The sequence below is a fragment of the Neobacillus bataviensis genome (assembly GCF_019969725.1).
This window is the reverse complement of record NZ_JAHXYW010000018.1, coordinates 45,041-66,354: the sequence shown is the minus strand read 5'-3', so window position 1 is coordinate 66,354 and position 21,314 is coordinate 45,041. Positions and strand designations below refer to the sequence as shown.

The following is a 21,314-nucleotide window of genomic DNA, read 5'->3' as shown; positions in this document are numbered from 1 at the left end:
AATTAAATAGTCTGGCAATTATGGCGAGAAGGTCACACCCGTTCCCATACCGAACACGGAAGTTAAGCTTCTCAGCGCCGATGGTAGTTGGGGCACGCGCCCCTGTGAGAGTAGGACGTTGCCAGGCACAAGAAAAGGACAATCCACGAGGATTGTCTTTTTTTGTATTAAGGACAAAACTTCTGGCTAAATCAATCGAATTGTCCTCAATAGCCCTTATTGAGGACAAAAGTAGCGGTCAAACAGTTCAAAATGTCCTTAACAGCCGTTATTAAGGACAAAACAAGTGGCTAAACTATTCTAAATGTTCCCAATAGCCCTTAATGAGGATAAAATTGACTATCAACGATACAAAATGTCCTTAATAAGAATATGCAAGACGAGGCTGGTTGTTAAATTATAAATTGTCCATTATCTCCATCCAATCCCACCCTCCATTCAGAATCACTCAAACCAACCACAAACAAAATCAACATAAAAAAATTCACACGTTTCCCATCCGCAGAATTTGGAGAAAATCATTAGTAGCGGAAACGTTGCATCCAGATAAAAAAATGAGTATAATTTATGTCAAATATAGTCAAAGTCAGATAAAATAATAACAAAGGGGGTGGGAAGATGAGAAACATCTCCGATATTATTGAAAAATATTTGAAGCAAGTATTAGAAATGAGTGACGAGGACCTTGTTGAAATAAAGCGGAGTGAAATCGCCGATAAATTTCAATGCGTACCGTCCCAAATCAATTACGTCATCAATACACGCTTTACCATCGAAAGAGGCTACATTGTTGAGAGTAAAAGAGGCGGCGGTGGGTATATACGAATTATGAAGGTTCAATCCCATGATTTAGCCCATCTAATCGACCACTTGCTATCGTTGATTCAAAATCGAATTAGTCAAACAAGTGCCGAAGACGTCATCCTCAGGCTTGTCCAGGAAGAAATAATAACAACCAGAGAAGCGAAAATCATGTTAAGTGTCATTGACCGTTCTGTTTTATATATTGATCTTCCACACCGGGACGAATTACGAGCCAGAATGCTAAAAGCTATGCTAACATCTTTAAAATATAAATAACTCAAGCTGCTGGAGAGGTGAAAGTATGATTTGCCAAGAGTGTAATCAAAGACCTGCAGCACTTCATTTTACAAAAATCATAAATGGTGAAAAAACAGAAGTGCATCTTTGTGAGAAATGTGCTCAGGAAAAAGGCGAAATGTTTATTTTTAATGGAGAATCGGGTTTCGCATTTAATAATCTGTTAGCCGGATTACTAAATATCGACCCTTCTTTTAAAAAGCCCAACCAAAGCCCGTTTCATCAGGAGGAAGTCCTACAATGTGATCACTGTTCAATGACTTTTCCTCAATTTTTAAAAGTAGGCCGTTTCGGTTGTGCACATTGCTATGAAACCTTCAAAGAACAGCTTAAACCTGTTTTGGGACGTCTTCACAGCGGCAACTCGGCACATAATGGAAAAATCCCTAAAAGAATTGGCGGTGGAATTCATCTTCGCAAGCAATTAGATGAACTGAAAAACGCACTTAGAGATTCCATCATCAGTGAAGAATTCGAGAAAGCTGCTGAGATTCGTGATAAAATACGGAACTTAGAAAAACAACTAGCAAGCAGCCATGAGGGAGGGGAATAAAGGCGTGTCACTCGAACGTTTTCTCAATCAAGCGGTCAGTTCATGGATGAGTGCGGAAGGACCTGATTCCGATATTGTCCTAAGTTCTCGAATACGATTGGCCCGAAATTTTTATGATTATCGTTTCCCAACTTTATTTTCACACGAAGAGGCGAAAAAGATTATTTTAGAAATGGAAGAGATTTTAAAAACTTCGCCGCTCCAAAAATTTGGCCAAATGGAATTGTTGAAAATTGATGAAATACAGCCGCTCCAAAAAAGAGTCTTGGTGGAAAAGCATTTAATCAGCCCGCATTTAGCGGAAGATTCACCATATGGTGCAATTCTATTAACCGAAAATGAAGAAGTTAGTATTATGATTAATGAAGAGGATCATATCCGAATACAATGCTTGTTCCCAGGCATGCAATTATCAGAAGCGCTGGATGCTGCAAATGAAATTGATGATTGGCTTGAGAGTAATATTCAATATGCTTTTGATGAAAAACACGGCTACTTAACTAGCTGTCCTACTAACGTAGGAACAGGCCTTCGCGCTTCCGTTATGATGCATCTGCCGGGGTTGATGTTAACCCAGCAAATTAACCGGATTATTCCTGCTATTCATCAATTAGGACTGGTTGTTAGAGGGATTTATGGTGAAGGAAGTGAGGCGCTGGGGAATATATTTCAAATCTCCAATCAAATTACATTAGGAAAATCGGAAGAGGATACCAGCCGTGACCTGATGGGCGTTGTCAGCCAGCTAATTTCGCAAGAAAGGTCGGCGCGCGAAGCATTACGAAAGACTTCTAACATACAATTAGAAGACAGGGTCTTCCGCTCCTTGGGCGTGTTATCTAATAGCCGGATCATCGAATCAAAGGAAGCTGCAAAGTGTTTATCCGATGTTCGGCTTGGAATAGATATGGGGTATATCAATGATATGCCAAAAACGATATTAAATGAATTAATGATATTAACCCAGCCGGGATTTTTGCAGCAGTATGCCGGCGGACCATTAAGACCTCATGAGAGAGATATCAGACGCGCAGCATTAATAAGGGAACGACTAAATTTGGAGAAAGAAAAAATAGGTGAGGAGTGAGAGTATGATGTTCGGCCGTTTTACTGAGAGAGCACAAAAAGTTTTAGCTTTAGCACAAGAGGAAGCCATTCGTCTTGGTCACAACAATATTGGGACAGAGCATATTTTATTAGGGTTAATTCGCGAAGGAGAAGGGATCGCAGCAAAAGCCCTTTATGGACTGGGATTAGGTTCTGATAAAATCCAAAAAGAAGTTGAAAACTTAATTGGCAAAGGACAAGAGACGTCTCAAACCATTCACTATACTCCTAGAGCAAAAAAAGTCATTGAACTTTCCATGGATGAGGCCCGTAAATTAGGCCATTCCTATGTGGGAACTGAGCATATTCTCCTTGGTTTAATTCGTGAAGGAGAAGGGGTTGCAGCCCGAGTACTTAATAACCTTGGTGTCAGCTTAAATAAAGCACGCCAGCAGGTCCTTCAATTATTAGGCAGCAATGAATCCGGCGGCCATCAAGGCGGCGGCGCCGTAAGCGCTAATACTCCAACACTTGATAGCCTTGCTCGTGATTTAACCGCGATTGCAAGAGAAGGAAGCCTGGATCCGGTAATTGGACGCAGCAAGGAAATTCAGCGAGTTATCGAGGTCCTAAGCCGCCGGACAAAAAATAACCCGGTTTTAATCGGGGAGCCTGGTGTAGGTAAAACTGCGATTGCAGAAGGGCTTGCCCAGCAAATCGTGAATAATGAAGTGCCGGAAATTCTCCGTGATAAGCGCGTCATGACGCTCGATATGGGAACTGTTGTTGCCGGAACCAAGTACCGAGGTGAATTTGAAGACCGTCTGAAAAAAGTAATGGATGAAATTCGCCAAGCCGGTAATATTATTCTATTCATTGATGAACTTCATACCTTAATTGGCGCAGGTGGTGCGGAAGGTGCGATTGACGCTTCCAATATTTTAAAACCATCGCTTGCCCGTGGTGAACTTCAATGTATCGGAGCAACGACACTTGATGAATACCGTAAATATATTGAAAAAGATGCTGCCTTAGAACGTCGTTTCCAACCAATCCGTGTTGATGAACCGACAACTGAGGAATCGATTCAAATTTTAGAAGGACTGCGAGATCGTTATGAGGCACACCACCGTGTTTCGATTACAGATGAAGCGATTGAGGCAGCGGTAAAGCTTTCTGACCGTTATATTTCGGACCGCTTCCTTCCTGATAAAGCCATCGATTTAATTGATGAAGCGGGCTCGAAGGTACGTCTTCGCTCCTATACCACTCCTCCTAATTTAAAAGAATTAGAGGTAAAGCTTGAAGATGTCAGAAAAGAGAAGGACTCAGCCGTTCAAAGTCAAGAGTTTGAAAAAGCGGCTTCCTTAAGAGATACAGAGCAGCGTCTGCGTGAACAGCTCGAAGAAACAAAGAAAACGTGGAAAGAAAAACAAGGAAAAGAAAATAACGAAGTAACGGTTGAGGATATCGCCAGTGTTGTTTCCAGCTGGACGGGAGTACCTGTTTCGAAGCTTCAACAAACGGAGACTGCAAAACTTTTAAATCTAGAGGAAGTTCTTCATTCCCGTGTTATTGGTCAAGAGGAAGCCGTTATTGCAGTGTCTAAAGCGGTCCGCCGTGCAAGAGCAGGGCTAAAGGATCCAAAGCGTCCAATCGGTTCCTTTGTCTTCCTTGGACCTACCGGTGTCGGAAAAACGGAATTAGCACGGGCTCTTGCTGAAGCGATGTTTGGCGATGAGGATGCGATGATTCGTATTGATATGTCTGAGTATATGGAGAAGCATTCCACCTCCCGTCTTGTCGGTTCCCCTCCAGGGTATGTCGGCTATGAAGAAGGCGGCCAATTAACCGAGAAGGTTCGTAGAAAACCATACTCGGTCATCTTGCTGGATGAGATCGAAAAAGCACATCCGGATGTATTTAATATCCTTCTTCAAGTGCTTGAAGATGGACGCTTAACAGACTCCAAAGGAAGAACGGTTGATTTCCGGAATACCGTCTTAATCATGACCTCCAATGTTGGAGCTGAAGCATTAAAACGCAACAAATTTGTCGGCTTTAATATTCAGGACAGCGCCCAAGATTATAAGGATATGAAAGGGAAAGTAATGGAGGAATTAAAGAAAGCCTTCCGTCCGGAATTCCTGAACCGTATCGATGAAATCATCGTCTTCCATGCACTCGAGAAGAAGCATTTAGACGAAATTGTCACCCTATTATCAGAACAGTTAGTCAAACGCTTAAAGGAACAAAATATTTCAATTGAATTAACGCCTGCAGCAAAAGGCAAAATTTCAGAGGAAGGGTATGACCCAGAATATGGGGCAAGACCACTAAGACGTGCGATTCAAAAGCATATTGAAGACCGTCTTTCTGAAGAACTGCTAAAAGGTACATTATTAACAGGCCACCATGCTATAATAGATGTTGATAATGGTGAATTTGTTGTTAAATCGGCTGAGCAAACGAGCTTAACGAAATAAAATAGTTTAAGTTCTGCAAAAAATAACTGTAGTTACTCAAGTAGAGGTACACGTGAATAAAGTCCAACCGTGTACCTCTTTTTTCATTTTTGCAGTTGTAAGGAAGGTATAGGAATGGCTAAACGAAAAACGAAGTTTATGTGCTCAGAGTGCGGGTATGAATCGCCCAAATGGATGGGGAAATGTCCGGGGTGCGGTTCGTGGAATAAGATGGTCGAGGAAGTAGAGGTAACAGGTGCTAATAGAAGAGGAGCTTTTGCCCATTCACAAGGTACTTCAACCATCCTCTCAAAACCAACTCCGATAACATCAATCGAAATGATAAGTGAACCAAGAATTCTTACTGATTTAAATGAATTGAACCGAGTCCTCGGCGGCGGGGTCGTTAAAGGTTCTTTAGTTTTGATTGGCGGGGATCCGGGAATTGGTAAATCAACGCTGCTCCTACAAGTATCCTCCCAGTTGGCGGGTAAAGGCAATCAGGTTTTGTACATATCGGGTGAGGAGTCATTGAGGCAAACCAAACTCCGCGCTGAACGTTTAGGAATCAAATCAGAAAATCTGCTTGTCTATGCGGAAACAAATCTCGAAGAAATTAATCGAACGATTGATAGTACAAACCCAAGTTTCGTCATCATCGATTCCATCCAAACCGTCTTCCACCCGGATATTACTTCAGCGCCGGGGAGCGTTTCCCAGGTCCGTGAGTGTACCTCTGAACTAATGAGAATTGGAAAAACGAAAGGGATCGCCATTTTTATCGTTGGGCACGTCACCAAAGAAGGCTCCATTGCCGGCCCAAGACTGTTAGAGCATATGGTGGATACGGTGCTTTATTTTGAAGGAGAGCGGCACCATACGTACCGAATATTACGGGCAGTCAAAAATCGCTTTGGCTCTACAAATGAAATGGGTATTTTTGAAATGAAGGAGTTTGGCCTCGAGGAAGTAGAAAACCCATCTGAAATTTTCCTGGAAGAACGTTCAAGGGGTGCGGCAGGGTCTACGGTGGTGGCCTCGATGGAAGGAACACGCCCTGTTCTTGTGGAAATCCAGGCGTTAATCTCTCCGACTAGCTTCGGAAACCCGCGCAGAATGGCAACCGGAATCGACCATAACCGAGTGCCGCTATTAATGGCCGTCCTCGAGAAACGAGTGGGAATGCTCCTGCAAAATCAAGATGCCTATTTAAAGGTTGCCGGCGGCGTAAAATTGGATGAGCCGGCAATTGATTTAGCTGTAGCGGTCAGCATCGCCTCGAGCTTTAGAGATAAACCGACAAGGCCGACCGATTGCATTATCGGTGAAGTGGGGCTGACCGGTGAGGTTAGACGGGTATCTAGAATCGAGCAGCGCGTCCAGGAAGCGGCAAAGCTTGGATTTGAGCGGGTCATCCTGCCAGCTAATAATTTAAGCGGCTGGAAAGGGCCGGCAGGAGTTGAACTAATTGGTGTTTCGTCGGTAACCGAAGCACTAAAAGCTGCGTTGGGGGAGTAGCGGATGGATCATAAAAAGCTTGGCGAACATACTGTTAGTGATGTATTAAAGCTTATTGCCCCGGGTACGCCTCTTCGCGAGGGAATTGATAATGTTCTGAGAGCCAATACTGGGGGGCTCATTGTAATTGGGTATAACGATAAGGTTAAAAGTATTGTCGACGGCGGCTTTGCAATCAACTGTTCTTTTTCGCCAAGCTTTTTATATGAATTGGCCAAAATGGATGGAGCCATTATCCTAAATGAAACCGGAAATAAAATTCTATTTGCAAATGCCCAGCTGGCGCCTGACGCGGATATAACCTCGACTGAAACGGGGATGCGGCACCGAACGGCTGAGAGAGCTGCCAAACAAACGAAAGCTCTAGTCATAGCTATTTCACAAAGACGAAATGTCATTACCTTGTATCAAGGAAATTTCCGTTATGCGTTAAAAGATATTGCGGTCATTTTAACGAAAGCCAATCAAGCCATTCAAACACTAGAGAAATATAAAGCGGTTTTAGAACAAAGTATTACCAATTTAAGTATTTTAGAGTTTGAGGAATCAGTTACATATAATGATTTTTTACTGGTTCTTCATCGGTTCGAAATGGTGTTAAAAATTAAAAATGAACTATTAACCTTTTTGTATGAACTAGGGACAGAGGGCAGGCTTATCCGCTTGCAAATGAATGAAATTTTGACGGAGCTTGAAGAGGAAATCATGTTGATTATCAAGGACTATGCCTATGATCGCGATGTGAAAGCCCGTGAGGTCCTTCAAAGGATGCAGGTGCTGGCCAATAGCGGCGCGATTGAAGATATGGTGTTATTAAAGCTAATGGGCTACCTAGGTTATGTTCATTTAGATGAAAATAAAAATCCCCGTGGTTATCGGATTCTGAATAAAATACCGCGGCTGCCAGCCATCATTATCGAAAACCTCATCACTTGTTTCGACGAGCTTTCCAATATTATTTCTGCCACCGTTGAAGAACTGGACGAAGTTGAGGGGATTGGCGAGGTTCGGGCCAAGAAAATTAAAGAAGGATTTAAATTGATTAAAGAGCGGCTTTATACGGACCGCCATTTGTAATTGGTAATTATTTGACATAAAAATTTTCCAATGCTACCCTATGAGGAGTAAGATTTTAACATCACAAATTTATTTCAAGACCTTTACAATTTGGAAAAATAATCAACATTTCAAGGTTTCAATTTTACGAATCTGTTTATAATGAGTAGAGGAGGTGAAGGAATGTTAAAGCGAATTGTGCAGGCTTGCTTCCTCATAATAGGTGGTACGCTTGGGATCTTGTTTTTACCGAATTTGTTCAATCTACTTCATATTAATGACATTCCCGTTATTAATAATTCTTATGTCACTGCTATTTTAGGTGCTATTATTTTTTATCTTATTACCTTTTGGGCAGTAGATTATGTGTTTAATTTTATTACATGGGCTGAAGATTCATTGGTTAAAATTCCTGTTACGGATGTTTTGTTTGGCAGTCTAGGTCTCATTTTTGGCCTGTTGGTTGCCTTTTTAGTCGGCTTTGCGCTAAACGCTGTTCAGGTGCCGGTGTTAAATGCGGTTGCACCCATTATGCTGACTCTCTTATTTGGTTACTTAGGCTTTCAAGTGGGCTTTAAAAAACGGGATGAGCTCTTAGGTCTTTTTGGAAAGGGCAGCAGCAAGAAAAAATCATCGGAAGAAGAGACTGAAAAGGAAGCTAAAGAATCTTTAAAAATATTAGATACAAGTGTCATTATCGATGGACGTGTTGCTGATATTTGCCAAACAGGATTTTTAGAAGGGACGATTGTGATTCCCCAGTTTGTTTTGGCGGAATTGCAGCATATTGCAGATTCTTCTGATGTCTTAAAGAGAAATCGCGGCCGTCGAGGCTTAGATATTTTAAACAGAATTCAAAAGGAACTCGCCATTAAAGTTGAAATTTACGAGGGCGATTTTGAAGAGATTAGTGAAGTGGATTCAAAGCTTGTCAAGCTGGCGAAAATTACAAATGGTATTCTTGTTACCAATGATTTTAATCTCAATAAAGTATGTGAATTGCAGAACGTCTCTGTATTAAATATTAATGATTTAGCCAATGCCGTGAAGCCGGTTGTTCTTCCAGGAGAGGAATTAACGGTTCAAGTTATTAAAGACGGAAAAGAATATCATCAAGGCGTTGCTTATTTAGATGATGGAACAATGATTGTCGTAGAAGAGGGAAGAGAATATATCGGGAAAAGAATCGAGGTTCTGGTTACCAGTGTCCTTCAGACTTCTGCCGGCCGAATGATTTTTGCTAAACCAAAATTATTAGAAAAAGCTTTATAGATTGAGGTATTTATATGTCTTACCAAGTCATTCTCCCGGCTGCGGGCCAGGGAAAAAGAATGGGAGCCGGGAAAAATAAACTGCTGCTCACACTTAATGAAATTCCAGTCCTGATTCATACCTTAAGGGTGTTTGATGAAGACGAGGCCTGCGATGGCATCATTCTTGCCATTCATCATCAGGATGAAGCGGAATTTATAGCTTTGTTAAAAAAGCACCAAATCAAAAAAGTTATCAATTTAGTTCCTGGTGGAAAGGAACGACAGCATAGTATCTATAATGCTCTGAAAACAGTGAAAAGCGCAGGGATTATTCTTGTTCATGATGCAGCAAGACCATTTATTCAAAGAGAGCATATTCATCGTTTATCAGAGAAGGCGGTAGAAACAGGTGCTGCCATTATCGGAGTACCTGCGAAGGACACGATGAAAAAGGTTCAGGATGGTATTGTTGCTGAAACTGTCGAACGTTCAAGCTTGTGGGCCGTGCAAACCCCGCAAGCTTTTCGTATTTCGCTGCTTAAAGAGGCCTATGAAAACGCCGAGAAGGATCAGTTTCTTGGCACAGATGATGCGAGTTTAGTCGAACGCCTCAACCATCCTGTAGCTATGGTCGAAGGTGATTACGATAATATCAAGCTGACAACACCTGAAGATTTATTCTTTGCGGAAGCGATACTAGAAAAGCGGAAGCGCCTTGATCAGGGATAAAAGTAGTTCATTTTTTCCTTGGGGCGCTGCAGCTAGACAATAGGAAAAAAAGGAGTTTTTAATCATGTTTCGAATTGGTCAAGGCTTCGATGTTCATCAATTAACGGAGGGGCGGCCGCTTATTATTGGCGGTATTACTATCCCCTACGAAAAGGGGCTGTTAGGTCATTCCGATGCAGACGTATTATTGCATACGGTATCTGATGCCTGCCTGGGTGCAATTGGGGAAGGGGATATCGGCAAGCATTTCCCTGATACTGACCCGAATTTTAAGGATGCAGACTCCACTAAGCTGATGGAGCATGTATGGCAATTAGTAAAAGAAAAAGGCTATGAGCTAGTGAATGCCGATTGTACGATCATTGCCCAGAAGCCGAAAATGGCTCCTTATATTGAGCAGATGCGCGTACGGATTGCTGAATTGTTAGAAGCTGATCCGGAACAAATCAATGTAAAGGCGACAACAACAGAAAAGCTCGGCTTCACTGGAAGAGGAGAAGGCATTGCCTCCCAAGCAGTAGTTTTATTGAAAAAGAAATGATAAAATAATCAGTTGAAACGATATCAATTATCCATGGAGGCAATATAGATATGTCAAACGAAGTTCGTGTAAGGTATGCACCGAGTCCGACAGGACATTTACATATCGGAAACGCCCGTACTGCGTTATTTAATTATTTATTCGCACGCAGCAAAGGCGGGAAATTTATCATCAGGATTGAAGATACCGATAAAAAGCGGAATATCGAGGGCGGAGAAGAAAGCCAATTAAAATATTTAAAATGGCTTGGTATGGATTGGGATGAAAGTGTCGATGTAGGCGGTGAGTATGGACCCTATCGTCAATCTGAAAGAAACGATATTTATGAAACATACTATAATCAATTATTAGATCAGGGCCACGCTTATAAGTGTTATTGTACAGAGGCGGAGCTTGAAGCAGAGCGTGAAGCGCAGACGGAAAGAGGCGAAACGCCGCATTATTCCGGGAAATGCCGTCATTTGACTCCGGAAGAGCGTCAGCAGCTGGAAAGTGAAGGCCGTGAGCCAAGCATCCGTATTGCGGTTCCTGAAGGAAAAACCTATACCTTTGATGATATGGTTAAAGGCGTCGTTTCCTTTGAATCAGAAGGAATGGGTGACTGGGTCATCGTTAAAAAAGATGGAACGCCTACCTATAACTTTGCAGTTGCCATTGATGATCATTTAATGAAAATTTCTCATGTCCTTCGCGGCGATGACCATATCTCGAACACACCAAAGCAGCTGATGGTATATGAAGCATTAGGCTGGGAACCGCCTATTTTTGGACATATGACCTTAATTGTCAACGAAAGCCGCAAAAAGTTAAGCAAGCGCGATGAATCGATTATTCAATTCATTGAGCAATACGAGGAATTAGGCTATTTGCCGGAAGCTTTATTTAACTTTATTACCTTACTCGGCTGGTCGCCAGCAGGTGAAGAGGAACTATATTCTAAGGCTGAATTTATTGAAATATTTGATGCAAACCGACTGTCAAAATCACCGGCATTATTTGATAAACAAAAGCTTACCTGGATGAACAATCAATATATGAAAAAGATTGAAGTTGACCGGGTTGTGGAACTAGCGCTGCCTCATTTAATGAAAGCAGGTCGCATCAGCGGAAACCCGACCGAAGAAGAGAGAAACTGGGTACATGGCTTAGTTGCGCTTTTACAGGAAAAAATGAGCTTTGGCGCCGAAATCGTCGAGCTGTCCGATATGTTCTTTACAGACGAGGCAGTATATGAGGATGATGCAAGGGAAATACTGACAGGTGAGCAGGTTCCAGAAGTATTAAAGGCATTCTCTCAAGAACTCGATCAACTCGAAAGCTTCGAGGCAGATGGCATTAAGGCAGCCATGAAGGCTGTTCAAAAATCCACTGGTCAAAAAGGAAAAAATCTGTTCATGCCGATTCGTGCAGCGGTGACAGGCCAAACCCATGGACCAGATCTCCCCCAGGCAATTGAACTTTTAGGCAAGCAAAAGGTCCAAATGAGAATTAATAAAATTATTAGTTAACATTACAGACAAAATGTAATATAGTATATGTAAGAATTTTTTATATCTTAAAGCGACGAAGAGGAAAAGTAGATAAATGATGCTTTTAAGAGAGAACCATCACCGGCTGAAAGTGGTTTAAGCCTCTCATTGATTGAAATGCACCTCTGAGCCCCAGTTCGAAAGAGTCAACTCCTGTAGATTTGGGCGGAACAATTCCGTTAACAAGTAAGAGTGAGATTAGTAAGCGATTAGCTTACAGTCTAATCAGAGTGGAACCACGCATAAGCGTCTCTGTCGTTATGACAGGGGCGTTTTTTATTTTTACAAAAACAAGGGGGAAATGGCTAATGTTTAGAAGGATGAGGGAGGATATTGAAGTTGTTTTTGAGCAGGATCCAGCAGCACGAAGCTATTTGGAAGTGGTTCTAACCTATTCAGGCTTACATGCTATTTGGGCACATCGCGTTGCCCATGCACTCTTTAAACGGAAATTATTTTTCTTAGCCCGGGTTGTTTCCCAAATCAGCCGCTTTTTTACGGGAATTGAAATCCATCCGGGGGCAAAAATAGGCAGGAGATTTTTCATCGATCATGGTATGGGAGTTGTCATCGGTGAAACATGTGAAATCGGAGATAATGTTACTGTTTTCCAAGGGGTTACGCTCGGAGGTACTGGTAAAGAAAAAGGAAAGAGGCATCCTACTATTAAGGATAATGCCCTCATTGCCACCGGTGCGAAAGTTCTCGGTTCGATTACGGTAGGGGAAAATTCCAAAATCGGTGCAGGTTCAGTCGTATTAAAGGAAGTACCGCCAAACTCAACGGTTGTAGGGGTGCCGGGAAGAGTTGTCATTCAGGATGGCAAGCGGATTAATAAAGATTTCAATCATTGCGACCTGCCGGATCCAGTTGCTGATCGCCTGCGGGATATGCAATTTGAACTAAACCAGTTAAAAGTAGAACTCGAAGAATTGAAGGAAGAAAGGATAAAGGTCAATGGCCATTCAACTTTATAATACACTCACTCGCAAAAAGGAAGATTTCATTCCGCTAGAGGAAGGGAAAGTAAAAATGTATGTTTGCGGGCCGACTGTCTATAATTATATTCATATAGGCAATGCCCGTCCGGCAATCGTGTTTGATACGGTGCGCCGCTATTTAGAATTCCGCGGTTTTGATGTGCAGTATGTTTCCAATTTCACGGATGTCGACGATAAATTAATCCGTGCTGCCAATCAATTAGGGACGGATGTTCCAACAGTAGCGGAACGATTTATCAATGCTTATTTTGAAGATGTTTCGGCGTTAGGCTGCAAAAAAGCGGATGTCCATCCACGCGTTATGGAAAATATGGATATCATCATTGATTTTATCAGCCAGTTAGTTGAGAAAGGCTACGCTTATGAATCCGAAGGAGATGTCTATTTCCGTACTAGAAGCTTCGATGAATACGGCAAGCTGTCCCACCAATCGATTGATGACCTGCAGGTTGGCGCCAGAATTGAAGTCGGCGATAAAAAACAGGATGATTTAGACTTTGCCCTATGGAAAGCGGCAAAGGAAGGGGAAATTTACTGGGAAAGCCCGTGGGGCATTGGCCGTCCAGGCTGGCATATCGAATGCTCGGCAATGGCGAAAAAATATCTTGGTGACACAATCGATATTCATGCAGGCGGACAGGATTTAACCTTCCCTCATCATGAAAATGAGATTGCCCAGTCAGAAGCGCTTTCAGGTAAGCTATTTTCCCGCTACTGGATGCACAACGGCTATATCAATATTGATAATGAAAAAATGTCAAAGTCACTTGGCAACTTCGTCTTAGTGCATGACATTATCAAACAGCATAATCCACAGGTAGTAAGATTTTTCATGCTGTCAGTCCATTATCGCAATCCGATTAACTATAGTGAGGAATTATTGGAGAGCACGAAGGCGGCACTCGAACGCTTAACGACCTCATACCAAAATTTAAAACACCGCAAGGATGCAAGTACTGACTTGACTCATAATAATCAAGAGTGGCTTGAAAAAATAGCCGTTTTACGCGAGCAGTTTATCGAAGCGATGGATGATGATTTTAATACAGCAAAAGCCATTTCAGTTCTTTTTGATCTTTCCAAGCTGGCCAATTATTATCTATTAGAAAAAAATACAGCAATAGAAGTCATTGATGCCTTTACCAAGCAATTTGAAGAGCTTTTTCAGGTGCTTGGTTTGACGATGGAACAAGAGGAAATGCTCGACGAAGAGATTGATGCCTTAATTGAAAAACGTATTCAGGCACGTAAGGACCGAAACTTCCAATTGTCTGACCAAATTCGTGACCAATTGAAGGATATGAATATTATTTTAGAGGATACACCACAGGGTACCAGATGGAAAAGAGGCTAATTCAATGCTTGATTATGAACAATCAATCGATGCTAAACAATTGAATAGCCTCGCCCTTGCTTACATGGGTGATGCCATTTTTGAAACATATGTCAGGCGTCATCTTTTGTACGGGGGCCAGGTTCGGCCCCATCAGCTTCACCGAGCTGGTACAAGATATGTATCAGCGAAAGCGCAGAGTCAAATTCTTTTTCAAATGATGGATGATCATCTATTAAATGAAGAAGAATTAGCTGTTGTCATGCGCGGCAGGAACGCTAAGTCAGGAACTGTCCCCAAAAACACCGATGTTCAAACTTATCGTTACAGTACTGCTTTTGAGGCGTTGATGGGTTATTTATACCTAACGGATCGTATCACTCGTTTAGAGGAACTCATTCAGAAGGCATTTTTATATGTTGATGAAAAAAGAAAGGAGGAAAAAGGATGAACCAGGAATACATCATTGGAAAAAATCCGGTTATGGAAGCACTGAAATCAGGAAGGGATATTAATAAAATTTTAATTGCAGAAGGTTCACAGCGTGGTCAGATGCAGCAAGTGACCCAATTGGCAAAAGAAGCAAATGTGCTGGTGCAATTTGTCCCAAAGAAAAAAATTGATCAAGTGACGGACCAAAATCATCAAGGAGTCCTTGCTTACGTTGCGGCCTATCAATATGCCGAAATGGATGATTTGTTTGCTGCGGCAGAAAAGAAAAACGAACCTCCTTTCTTTTTATTGCTTGATGAAATTGAGGACCCTCACAACCTCGGGTCGATTATGAGGACGGCCGATGCTGTCGGAGCTCATGGCATCATTATTCCAAAGCGCAGGGCTGTTGGCCTTACGGCGACGGTTGCCAAAGCTTCGACGGGTGCAATAGAATATATCCCGGTTGTCCGTGTCACGAATATGGCACGAACGATTGAGGAATTAAAGGAACGCGGTGTGTGGATTGCCGGTACCGATGCGAAAGGAAAACAAGATTACCGACAAATGGATGGAACACTTCCGCTTGGTTTAGTCATTGGCAGTGAAGGTAAAGGAATGGGAAGGCTGATTCGCGATAAATGTGATTTTCTCATCCATTTACCGATGGCCGGCAAAGTTACGTCCTTAAATGCCTCTGTTGCGGCTGCCTTGCTGATGTATGAGGTATATCGAAAACGTCATAAATTAGAGGGATAGCCATGGATATCCTGCTAGTTGACGGATACAACATTATCGGAGCCTGGCCAGAACTAAGGGAATTAAAGGACCGTGATCTGCCTGCTGCTAGAGACCGCTTAGTTGAAAGAATGGCTGAATATCAAGCCGTTTCTGGTTATCGCGTTATTGTTGTTTTTGATGCCCACTATGTACAAGGGACGGAAAAAAAATATAAAAACCATAAAGTAGAAGTGATTTTTACAAAAGAAAACGAAACAGCTGATGAGCGGATAGAAAAAATGGCCATTAGTTTAAATAATCGAAGAACACAAATTCATGTGGCGACCTCCGATTTTACAGAACAATGGGCTATTTTTGGACAAGGGGCGTTAAGAAAATCCGCTCGTGAGCTCCTTGTTGAAATGTCTTCCATTGAGAAGGGCATCGAAAAGAAAGTGAAGAAGATCCAAGAAAAGAAACCTGTGTCCAAAATCCCGATTAGCGATGAAATGGCGGAAATTTTTGAAAAATGGCGCAGAGGGCAGAAATGAGCATAGTATTTTCATAGTTTGTCATGTATAATAATACTTATCTATGCTTGTTCGGTGGAGGGGATCTACTTTGAGTACGGACTTCGGGACAAAAATCAACGAAGAGTTTTTTCGGATGGAAGACGAAGAAATTGTCGATTTAGTGCACCAGGGTGATAGTGAAGCATTGGATTATTTAATCCATAAGTATCGTAATTTTGTGCGTGCAAAAGCAAGATCCTATTTTTTAATTGGAGCCGATAAAGAAGATATTGTGCAAGAGGGAATGATTGGTCTATATAAGGCCATTCGTGACTTTCGTGAGGACAAGCTTACCTCATTCAAAGCGTTTGCGGAGCTGTGCATAACCCGGCAAATTATTACAGCGATTAAGACAGCCACACGGCAAAAGCATATTCCGTTGAATTCTTATGTTTCTTTGGACAAGCCTATCTATGATGAAGAATCGGACCGGACCTTGATGGATGTTTTGTCAGGTGCCAAGGTACTTGACCCGGAAGAATTAATCATTAATCAAGAAGAATTTGACCATATAGAAGTAAAAATGACAGAATTATTAAGCGATTTAGAACGGAAAGTTTTAGCCCTATACCTTGATGGACAGTCCTATCAAGAAATATCGGAAGAACTGAACCGCCATGTTAAATCCATCGATAATGCCCTTCAGCGTGTGAAAAGAAAATTGGAGCGTTACCTCGAGATACGCGAATTTTCACTTTGATATATGGCATAAATTTTGAATCCGCTCTCATGGTTATTGACATTAAATAGGACACATGGTACATTTTTAGGGATAAAAAAGATGGGTAAAGGTGCCTTATTATGAGTAAAAAAATCATTCTTGCCTGTGCTGAATGCGGCTCGCGTAATTATACGACCGCAAGCAAGCAGGCAGTTTCAGAAAGATTAGAATTGAAAAAATTCTGTAAGACTTGCGCAACCCATACCATTCATCGAGAAACAAAATGATTTCGATAGATTTTTTGCAATGCTGATTAAGATAGTCTGGGGGTTACAGATATGCAACGCATAAAGAAATTCTTTAGTGATATTTTACGTGAAATGAGAAAAGTAAGCTGGCCAAAACGCGGTGAACTAACTCGTTCTACGATTACCGTTTTATCAACAGTTGTTTTTTTTGCGGCATTCTTTGCTGTACTAGATTTAGGAATTTCTAAATTGATTCGTTTAATTCTTGAATAATAAGTTATACTTCATGGTATAATGGTGACTAATAAAGAATTTTGAACTAAAACCCGTAGATGCGGGTTTTTTAATTTGGCTAGAAAAGCGGAAGCGACCGTATAGCGCACGACAGGCCTGGAGCGCTCCAACTGAGATAAAGGAAACACGAAGAGCGTCAGCGCATTCGTGCTTGACTTATCGTAGGGCGGAGAGCGAAGGACACTAGTCGCTGGGCGCTGGAGCTGGACAGTAAAAATAGGGAGGGACGGACGCGAGTCCTCTTAAATGGAAAAGAATTGGTATGTAGTCCATACTTACTCGGGTTATGAAAATAAGGTAAAGGCGAATCTAGAGAAACGTGTGGAATCGATGGGAATGGCGGATAAAATTTTCCGCGTAGTCGTTCCGGAGGAAGAAGAAACTGAAATCAAAAATGGTAAGAAAAAGGTTGTAAAGCGAAAGGTTTTCCCTGGATATGTATTAGTTGAAATCGTAATGACCGATGATTCTTGGTATGTGGTGCGGAATACACCAGGTGTAACGGGATTTGTTGGATCTGCAGGTTCCGGATCAAAACCGACTCCGTTACTGCCGGAAGAGGTACAAGTATTATTGAAACGTATGGGTGTAGATGAAAAACGTGTGGATGTTGATTATGAAATCGGCGAGACAGTCCGCGTAAAGGAAGGCCCATTCGCGAACTTTACTGGAACAGTTGAAGAAATGGACAAGAACCACTCGAAGCTTAAGGTACTTGTTAACATGTTCGGCCGTGACACCCCAGTGGAGCTTGATTTTACACAAATTGAAAAATTGTAATGTAAAAAAACTTGAAATCATTTTTAAAAAATGTTAATATTTCATAGGTCAGTATGTCTCCGAATTGGAGACAAGACTTTTGTCAAGTTCTTTGTATTTATATAAAGACTAATTGCCTGAGTGGGAGGGTCCCTAAGGAACCCAATTACCACATCACGGACTTTAAGGAGGTGTGTCTCGTGGCTAAAAAAGTAATTAAAGTTGTTAAATTACAAATCCCTGCTGGTAAAGCAAACCCTGCACCACCAGTTGGTCCTGCACTAGGTCAAGCCGGTGTTAACATCATGGGATTCTGTAAGGAATTTAACGCTCGTACAGCAGATCAAGCTGGATTGATCATTCCTGTTGAAATCACGGTATTTGAAGACCGTTCATTTACATTTATTACGAAAACTCCTCCTGCTGCCGTTCTTTTGAAAGTAGCAGCTGGAATTCAGTCTGGTTCAGGCCAGCCTAACCGTAATAAAGTAGCAACAGTAAAGCGTGGTACAGTACGCGAGATTGCGGAACAAAAAATGCCTGACCTAAACGCAGCTAGCGTTGAAGCAGCAATGCGCATGGTTGAAGGTACTGCACGCAGCATGGGTATCGTAATCGAAGACTAATCCATGTGAAACTGGTTGTTTGTAATGAGGGGTTGCGGAGTTTTAAACTACTGCAACCTTTTTCGTGGGAGTTATAAAACGCTAAAACCACAAATTAGGAGGAAATTATAATGGCTAAAAAAGGTAAAAAGTACCTAGAAGCTACAAAGCTTGTAGATCGTACAAAGGCTTACCCAATTGCAGAAGCAATTGAACTTGCTAAGCAAACAAACTTTGTAAAATTCGATGCATCTCTTGAAGTTGCTTTCCGCTTAGGCGTTGACCCTAAGAAAGCTGACCAACAAATCCGTGGAGCTGTTGTGCTTCCAAACGGAACTGGTAAAACTCAACGCGTATTAGTATTCGCGAAGGGTGAAAAAGTGAAAGAAGCTGAAGCAGCTGGTGCTGATTATGTAGGCGATGCTGAATACATCAACAAAATCCAACAAGGTTGGTTTGATTTTGATGTAATCGTTGCAACTCCTGACATGATGGGTGAAGTTGGTAAGCTTGGTCGTGTATTAGGACCTAAAGGCTTAATGCCAAACCCTAAAACAGGAACAGTTACATTTGATGTAACTCGTGCTATCAATGAAATCAAAGCAGGTAAAGTAGAATACCGTGTTGACAAAGCTGGTAATATCCATGTTCCAATCGGTAAAGCTTCTTTCGAAAACGAAAAGCTTGTAGAAAACTTTACAACTGTATTTGAAACTATGTTAAAAGTTAAACCATCTGCTGCAAAAGGTACCTACATGAAGAACGTAACTGTTACTTCAACAATGGGACCTGGCGTTAAAGTAGATCCTTCTACAGTAGCAGCTAGATAATTTTACCAATTGACAAATACAACAACATCTTATACAATATATTTTGTTGTTTAATATTATAAACATTTGTACTGTAGACAGCAGGTGCCGCAAGGCTTAATGTCCTGCCGAGGTAGAGCGAATAAATTCAACTGAGTCGTTCAGTTGTTATATGCTGCCTCCATGTCTTAGATTGATATGGAGGCTTTTACTTGCCTGGTATAAATGTAGACATTCTACAGGAGGTGTAAAGATGAGCAGTGCAATCGAAGCAAAAAAACATATTGTTGAAGAAATCACCGATAAATTAAAAAGCAGCGTATCAACAATCGTTGTTGATTACCGCGGACTAACAGTTGCTGAAGTAACTGAACTTCGTAAACAACTTCGTGAAGCCGGTATTGAGTTCAAAGTTTACAAAAACACTATGACTCGCCGTGCTGCAGAAGCTGCTGAGCTTAGTGGCTTAAATGATGCATTAACAGGTCCAAACGCAATCGCGTTCAGTACTGAAGATGTAGTTGCTCCAGCGAAAATCCTTAACGATTTTGCGAAAAAGCATGAAGCACTTGAAATTAAAGCAGGTGTAATTGAAGGTAATGTTGCAACAGTTGAAGAGGTTAAAGCTCTTGCTGAACTTCCTTCACGCGAAGGCTTGCTATCTATGCTACTCAGCGTACTACAAGCTCCAATCCGCAATCTTGCTCTTGCTACAAAAGCTGTGGCAGAACAAAAAGAAGAACAAGGCGCGTAAGTTAATCTTTATCGCAATTTAAAAATAGTAAACGAAAACTAAGGAGGAAATATTATCATGACTAAAGAACAAATCATTGAAGCAGTTAAAAATATGACTGTTTTAGAACTTAACGACCTAGTAAAAGCAATCGAAGAAGAATTCGGCGTAACTGCTGCTGCTCCTGTAGCAATGGTAGGCGGAGCTGGTGCGGCTGCTGTTGAAGAAAAAACAGAATTCGACGTAATCCTAGCTGGCGCTGGAGATCAAAAAATCAAGGTTATCAAAGTTGTTCGTGAAATCACTGGTCTTGGACTTAAAGAAGCAAAAGACCTTGTTGACAACACTCCAAAGCCAATCAAAGAAGGCGTTTCTAAAGAAGATGCTGAAGCAATCAAAGCTAAGCTTGATGAAGTTGGAGCTAACGTTGAAGTTAAGTAATTTTGATATAAGAAAGCTCGCTGCATAAGCGGGCTTTTTTCTACTTCCTCAATTTTCTACAATATATACTCCCCTGGAGGTGAGTCTATTGTCAGAACACTACTATTCTCGAACCCAAAAGGTTGAAAGTGATCCGAAATATTGGGATTTCAGCTTAAGAAACCATAACTTTCGTTTTAAAACGGATAATGGAGTTTTTTCAAAAAGAGAAGTAGATTTTGGCTCACGGTTATTAATTGAATCTTTTGAAATGCCGGCTGTGGAAGGGTTTGTACTGGATGTTGGCTGTGGTTATGGACCGATTGGATTGTCTATAGCGAAAACCTATAAAGATCGACTTGTACATATGGTTGATGTAAATGAACGGGCGCTTGAATTAGCTAGAGAAAATGCGTCACTAAACCGTATTGACAATGTGAACATTTATGAAAGTGACCGGCTGGAAAATGTGAAGGAGAATTCCTTCGCAGCTATTCTTACAAATCCGCCGATTAGAGCTGGAAAAAAGACGGTGCATGATATTTTTGAACAAAGCTATGAACATCTTGTTACACAGGGAGAGCTGTGGGTAGTCATTCAAAAGAAGCAAGGTGCACCATCCGCGCAGGAAAAATTAAAAACTTTATTTTCCCATGTAGAAACTATTGACAAATCGAAAGGTTATTTTATCATTAAAGCGATAAAATAGTTGACTCGGAATTGTCGTTGTGTTAGCATTATAAAATGCCATCATAATATTTACCGAATTATTCCTAAAAATACTTATTTTTTTAGTATAAAATTGGAGTAAGAAGGAAATGATGACAAAATAATAGTCAAAATGTGAAAATGTGGTTTTTGAGGAAAAAACCCTTTTTCTTTTTGTCTTATAGAAAGACCTACAGTTTTTTCTATAAGATGTAATAGATTATTTT

General features: G+C 41.3%; 24 protein-coding genes, 1 rRNA gene and 2 other annotated features. All 25 genes read left to right on the top strand.

The window, feature by feature from the left end; all coding sequences use genetic code 11:
• The first annotated feature begins 10 nt into the window (after positions 1 to 10).
• Positions 11 to 127, top strand: a 5S ribosomal RNA gene (gene rrf, locus LC455_RS27905).
• A gap of 491 nt (positions 128 to 618) precedes the next feature.
• On the top strand, positions 619 to 1,080 hold the full coding sequence (locus LC455_RS27900) for a CtsR family transcriptional regulator (RefSeq protein ID WP_223595915.1): 462 nt from the start codon (positions 619 to 621) through the stop codon (positions 1,078 to 1,080).
• A 25-nt stretch (positions 1,081 to 1,105) separates the two neighbouring features.
• On the top strand, positions 1,106 to 1,654 hold the full coding sequence (locus LC455_RS27895; protein ID WP_223595914.1) for a UvrB/UvrC motif-containing protein: 549 nt from the start codon (positions 1,106 to 1,108) through the stop codon (positions 1,652 to 1,654).
• A 4-nt stretch (positions 1,655 to 1,658) separates the two neighbouring features.
• Positions 1,659 to 2,741 carry a protein arginine kinase gene (locus LC455_RS27890; protein WP_223595912.1) on the top strand — a complete coding sequence of 361 codons (1,083 nt, stop codon included), beginning with the start codon at positions 1,659 to 1,661 and terminating at the stop codon, positions 2,739 to 2,741.
• Between the two features lie 4 nt (positions 2,742 to 2,745).
• The gene (gene clpC, locus LC455_RS27885) at positions 2,746 to 5,187 is read left to right on the top strand and encodes an ATP-dependent protease ATP-binding subunit ClpC (protein WP_223595911.1); all 2,442 of its coding nucleotides are present in this window, start codon (positions 2,746 to 2,748) and stop codon (positions 5,185 to 5,187) included.
• A 114-nt stretch (positions 5,188 to 5,301) separates the two neighbouring features.
• The gene (gene radA / locus LC455_RS27880) at positions 5,302 to 6,684 is read left to right on the top strand and encodes a DNA repair protein RadA (RefSeq protein WP_223595909.1); all 1,383 of its coding nucleotides are present in this window, start codon (positions 5,302 to 5,304) and stop codon (positions 6,682 to 6,684) included.
• A gap of 3 nt (positions 6,685 to 6,687) precedes the next feature.
• A complete protein-coding gene (gene disA, locus LC455_RS27875) occupies positions 6,688 to 7,761 on the top strand; it encodes a DNA integrity scanning diadenylate cyclase DisA (RefSeq protein ID WP_223595907.1) in 1,074 nt (357 codons plus the stop codon).
• Positions 7,762 to 7,923: 162 nt separating this feature from the next.
• Complete coding sequence (locus tag LC455_RS27870) at positions 7,924 to 9,012, top strand: PIN/TRAM domain-containing protein (RefSeq protein WP_223595905.1); 1,089 nt, start codon at positions 7,924 to 7,926, stop codon at positions 9,010 to 9,012.
• A 14-nt stretch (positions 9,013 to 9,026) separates the two neighbouring features.
• Positions 9,027 to 9,722: a 2-C-methyl-D-erythritol 4-phosphate cytidylyltransferase gene (ispD, locus tag LC455_RS27865; protein ID WP_223595903.1), complete on the top strand. Its 696-nt coding sequence runs from the start codon at positions 9,027 to 9,029 to the stop codon at positions 9,720 to 9,722.
• Positions 9,723 to 9,786: 64 nt separating this feature from the next.
• Complete coding sequence (gene ispF / locus LC455_RS27860) at positions 9,787 to 10,263, top strand: 2-C-methyl-D-erythritol 2,4-cyclodiphosphate synthase (RefSeq protein WP_223595901.1); 477 nt, start codon at positions 9,787 to 9,789, stop codon at positions 10,261 to 10,263.
• 50 nt (positions 10,264 to 10,313) lie between these two features.
• Positions 10,314 to 11,771, top strand: coding sequence for a glutamate--tRNA ligase (gene gltX / locus LC455_RS27855; protein ID WP_223595899.1), 1,458 nt, complete (start codon positions 10,314 to 10,316; stop codon positions 11,769 to 11,771).
• 46 nt (positions 11,772 to 11,817) lie between these two features.
• Positions 11,818 to 12,049: a binding site (T-box leader), on the top strand.
• A 51-nt stretch (positions 12,050 to 12,100) separates the two neighbouring features.
• Complete coding sequence (gene cysE, locus LC455_RS27850) at positions 12,101 to 12,769, top strand: serine O-acetyltransferase (protein WP_223595897.1); 669 nt, start codon at positions 12,101 to 12,103, stop codon at positions 12,767 to 12,769.
• Positions 12,750 to 14,147, top strand: coding sequence for a cysteine--tRNA ligase (gene cysS / locus LC455_RS27845; RefSeq protein ID WP_223595895.1), 1,398 nt, complete (start codon positions 12,750 to 12,752; stop codon positions 14,145 to 14,147). The genes cysE and cysS overlap by 20 nt, the downstream gene beginning before the upstream one ends.
• 4 nt (positions 14,148 to 14,151) lie before the next feature.
• The gene (locus LC455_RS27840) at positions 14,152 to 14,577 is read left to right on the top strand and encodes a Mini-ribonuclease 3 (protein WP_223595892.1); all 426 of its coding nucleotides are present in this window, start codon (positions 14,152 to 14,154) and stop codon (positions 14,575 to 14,577) included.
• Positions 14,574 to 15,317 carry a 23S rRNA (guanosine(2251)-2'-O)-methyltransferase RlmB gene (gene rlmB / locus LC455_RS27835; protein WP_223595891.1) on the top strand — a complete coding sequence of 248 codons (744 nt, stop codon included), beginning with the start codon at positions 14,574 to 14,576 and terminating at the stop codon, positions 15,315 to 15,317. The genes LC455_RS27840 and rlmB overlap by 4 nt, the downstream gene beginning before the upstream one ends.
• Positions 15,318 to 15,319: 2 nt before the next feature.
• Positions 15,320 to 15,829 carry an NYN domain-containing protein gene (locus LC455_RS27830; RefSeq protein WP_223595889.1) on the top strand — a complete coding sequence of 170 codons (510 nt, stop codon included), beginning with the start codon at positions 15,320 to 15,322 and terminating at the stop codon, positions 15,827 to 15,829.
• A 70-nt stretch (positions 15,830 to 15,899) separates the two neighbouring features.
• Positions 15,900 to 16,550 carry an RNA polymerase sporulation sigma factor SigH gene (gene sigH, locus LC455_RS27825; RefSeq protein ID WP_223595887.1) on the top strand — a complete coding sequence of 217 codons (651 nt, stop codon included), beginning with the start codon at positions 15,900 to 15,902 and terminating at the stop codon, positions 16,548 to 16,550.
• A gap of 101 nt (positions 16,551 to 16,651) precedes the next feature.
• Complete coding sequence (rpmG, locus tag LC455_RS27820; protein ID WP_223595885.1) at positions 16,652 to 16,798, top strand: 50S ribosomal protein L33; 147 nt, start codon at positions 16,652 to 16,654, stop codon at positions 16,796 to 16,798.
• A gap of 51 nt (positions 16,799 to 16,849) precedes the next feature.
• Complete coding sequence (secE, locus tag LC455_RS27815) at positions 16,850 to 17,032, top strand: preprotein translocase subunit SecE (RefSeq protein ID WP_223595884.1); 183 nt, start codon at positions 16,850 to 16,852, stop codon at positions 17,030 to 17,032.
• 267 nt (positions 17,033 to 17,299) lie between these two features.
• On the top strand, positions 17,300 to 17,833 hold the full coding sequence (gene nusG / locus LC455_RS27810; RefSeq protein WP_223595883.1) for a transcription termination/antitermination protein NusG: 534 nt from the start codon (positions 17,300 to 17,302) through the stop codon (positions 17,831 to 17,833).
• 179 nt (positions 17,834 to 18,012) lie between these two features.
• Positions 18,013 to 18,438 carry a 50S ribosomal protein L11 gene (gene rplK, locus LC455_RS27805; protein ID WP_223595882.1) on the top strand — a complete coding sequence of 142 codons (426 nt, stop codon included), beginning with the start codon at positions 18,013 to 18,015 and terminating at the stop codon, positions 18,436 to 18,438.
• 110 nt (positions 18,439 to 18,548) lie between these two features.
• Positions 18,549 to 19,247, top strand: coding sequence for a 50S ribosomal protein L1 (gene rplA / locus LC455_RS27800; RefSeq protein WP_223595881.1), 699 nt, complete (start codon positions 18,549 to 18,551; stop codon positions 19,245 to 19,247).
• Positions 19,248 to 19,300: 53 nt separating this feature from the next.
• Positions 19,301 to 19,446 (top strand) — a sequence feature (ribosomal protein L10 leader region).
• A gap of 33 nt (positions 19,447 to 19,479) precedes the next feature.
• Complete coding sequence (gene rplJ, locus LC455_RS27795) at positions 19,480 to 19,980, top strand: 50S ribosomal protein L10 (protein ID WP_223595880.1); 501 nt, start codon at positions 19,480 to 19,482, stop codon at positions 19,978 to 19,980.
• Between the two features lie 57 nt (positions 19,981 to 20,037).
• Positions 20,038 to 20,400 carry a 50S ribosomal protein L7/L12 gene (rplL, locus tag LC455_RS27790; RefSeq protein ID WP_223595879.1) on the top strand — a complete coding sequence of 121 codons (363 nt, stop codon included), beginning with the start codon at positions 20,038 to 20,040 and terminating at the stop codon, positions 20,398 to 20,400.
• 88 nt (positions 20,401 to 20,488) lie between these two features.
• Positions 20,489 to 21,088 (top strand): class I SAM-dependent methyltransferase, encoded by a 600-nt coding sequence (locus LC455_RS27785; protein ID WP_223595878.1) that lies wholly within the window; start codon positions 20,489 to 20,491, stop codon positions 21,086 to 21,088.
• Positions 21,089 to 21,314 lie beyond the last annotated feature (226 nt).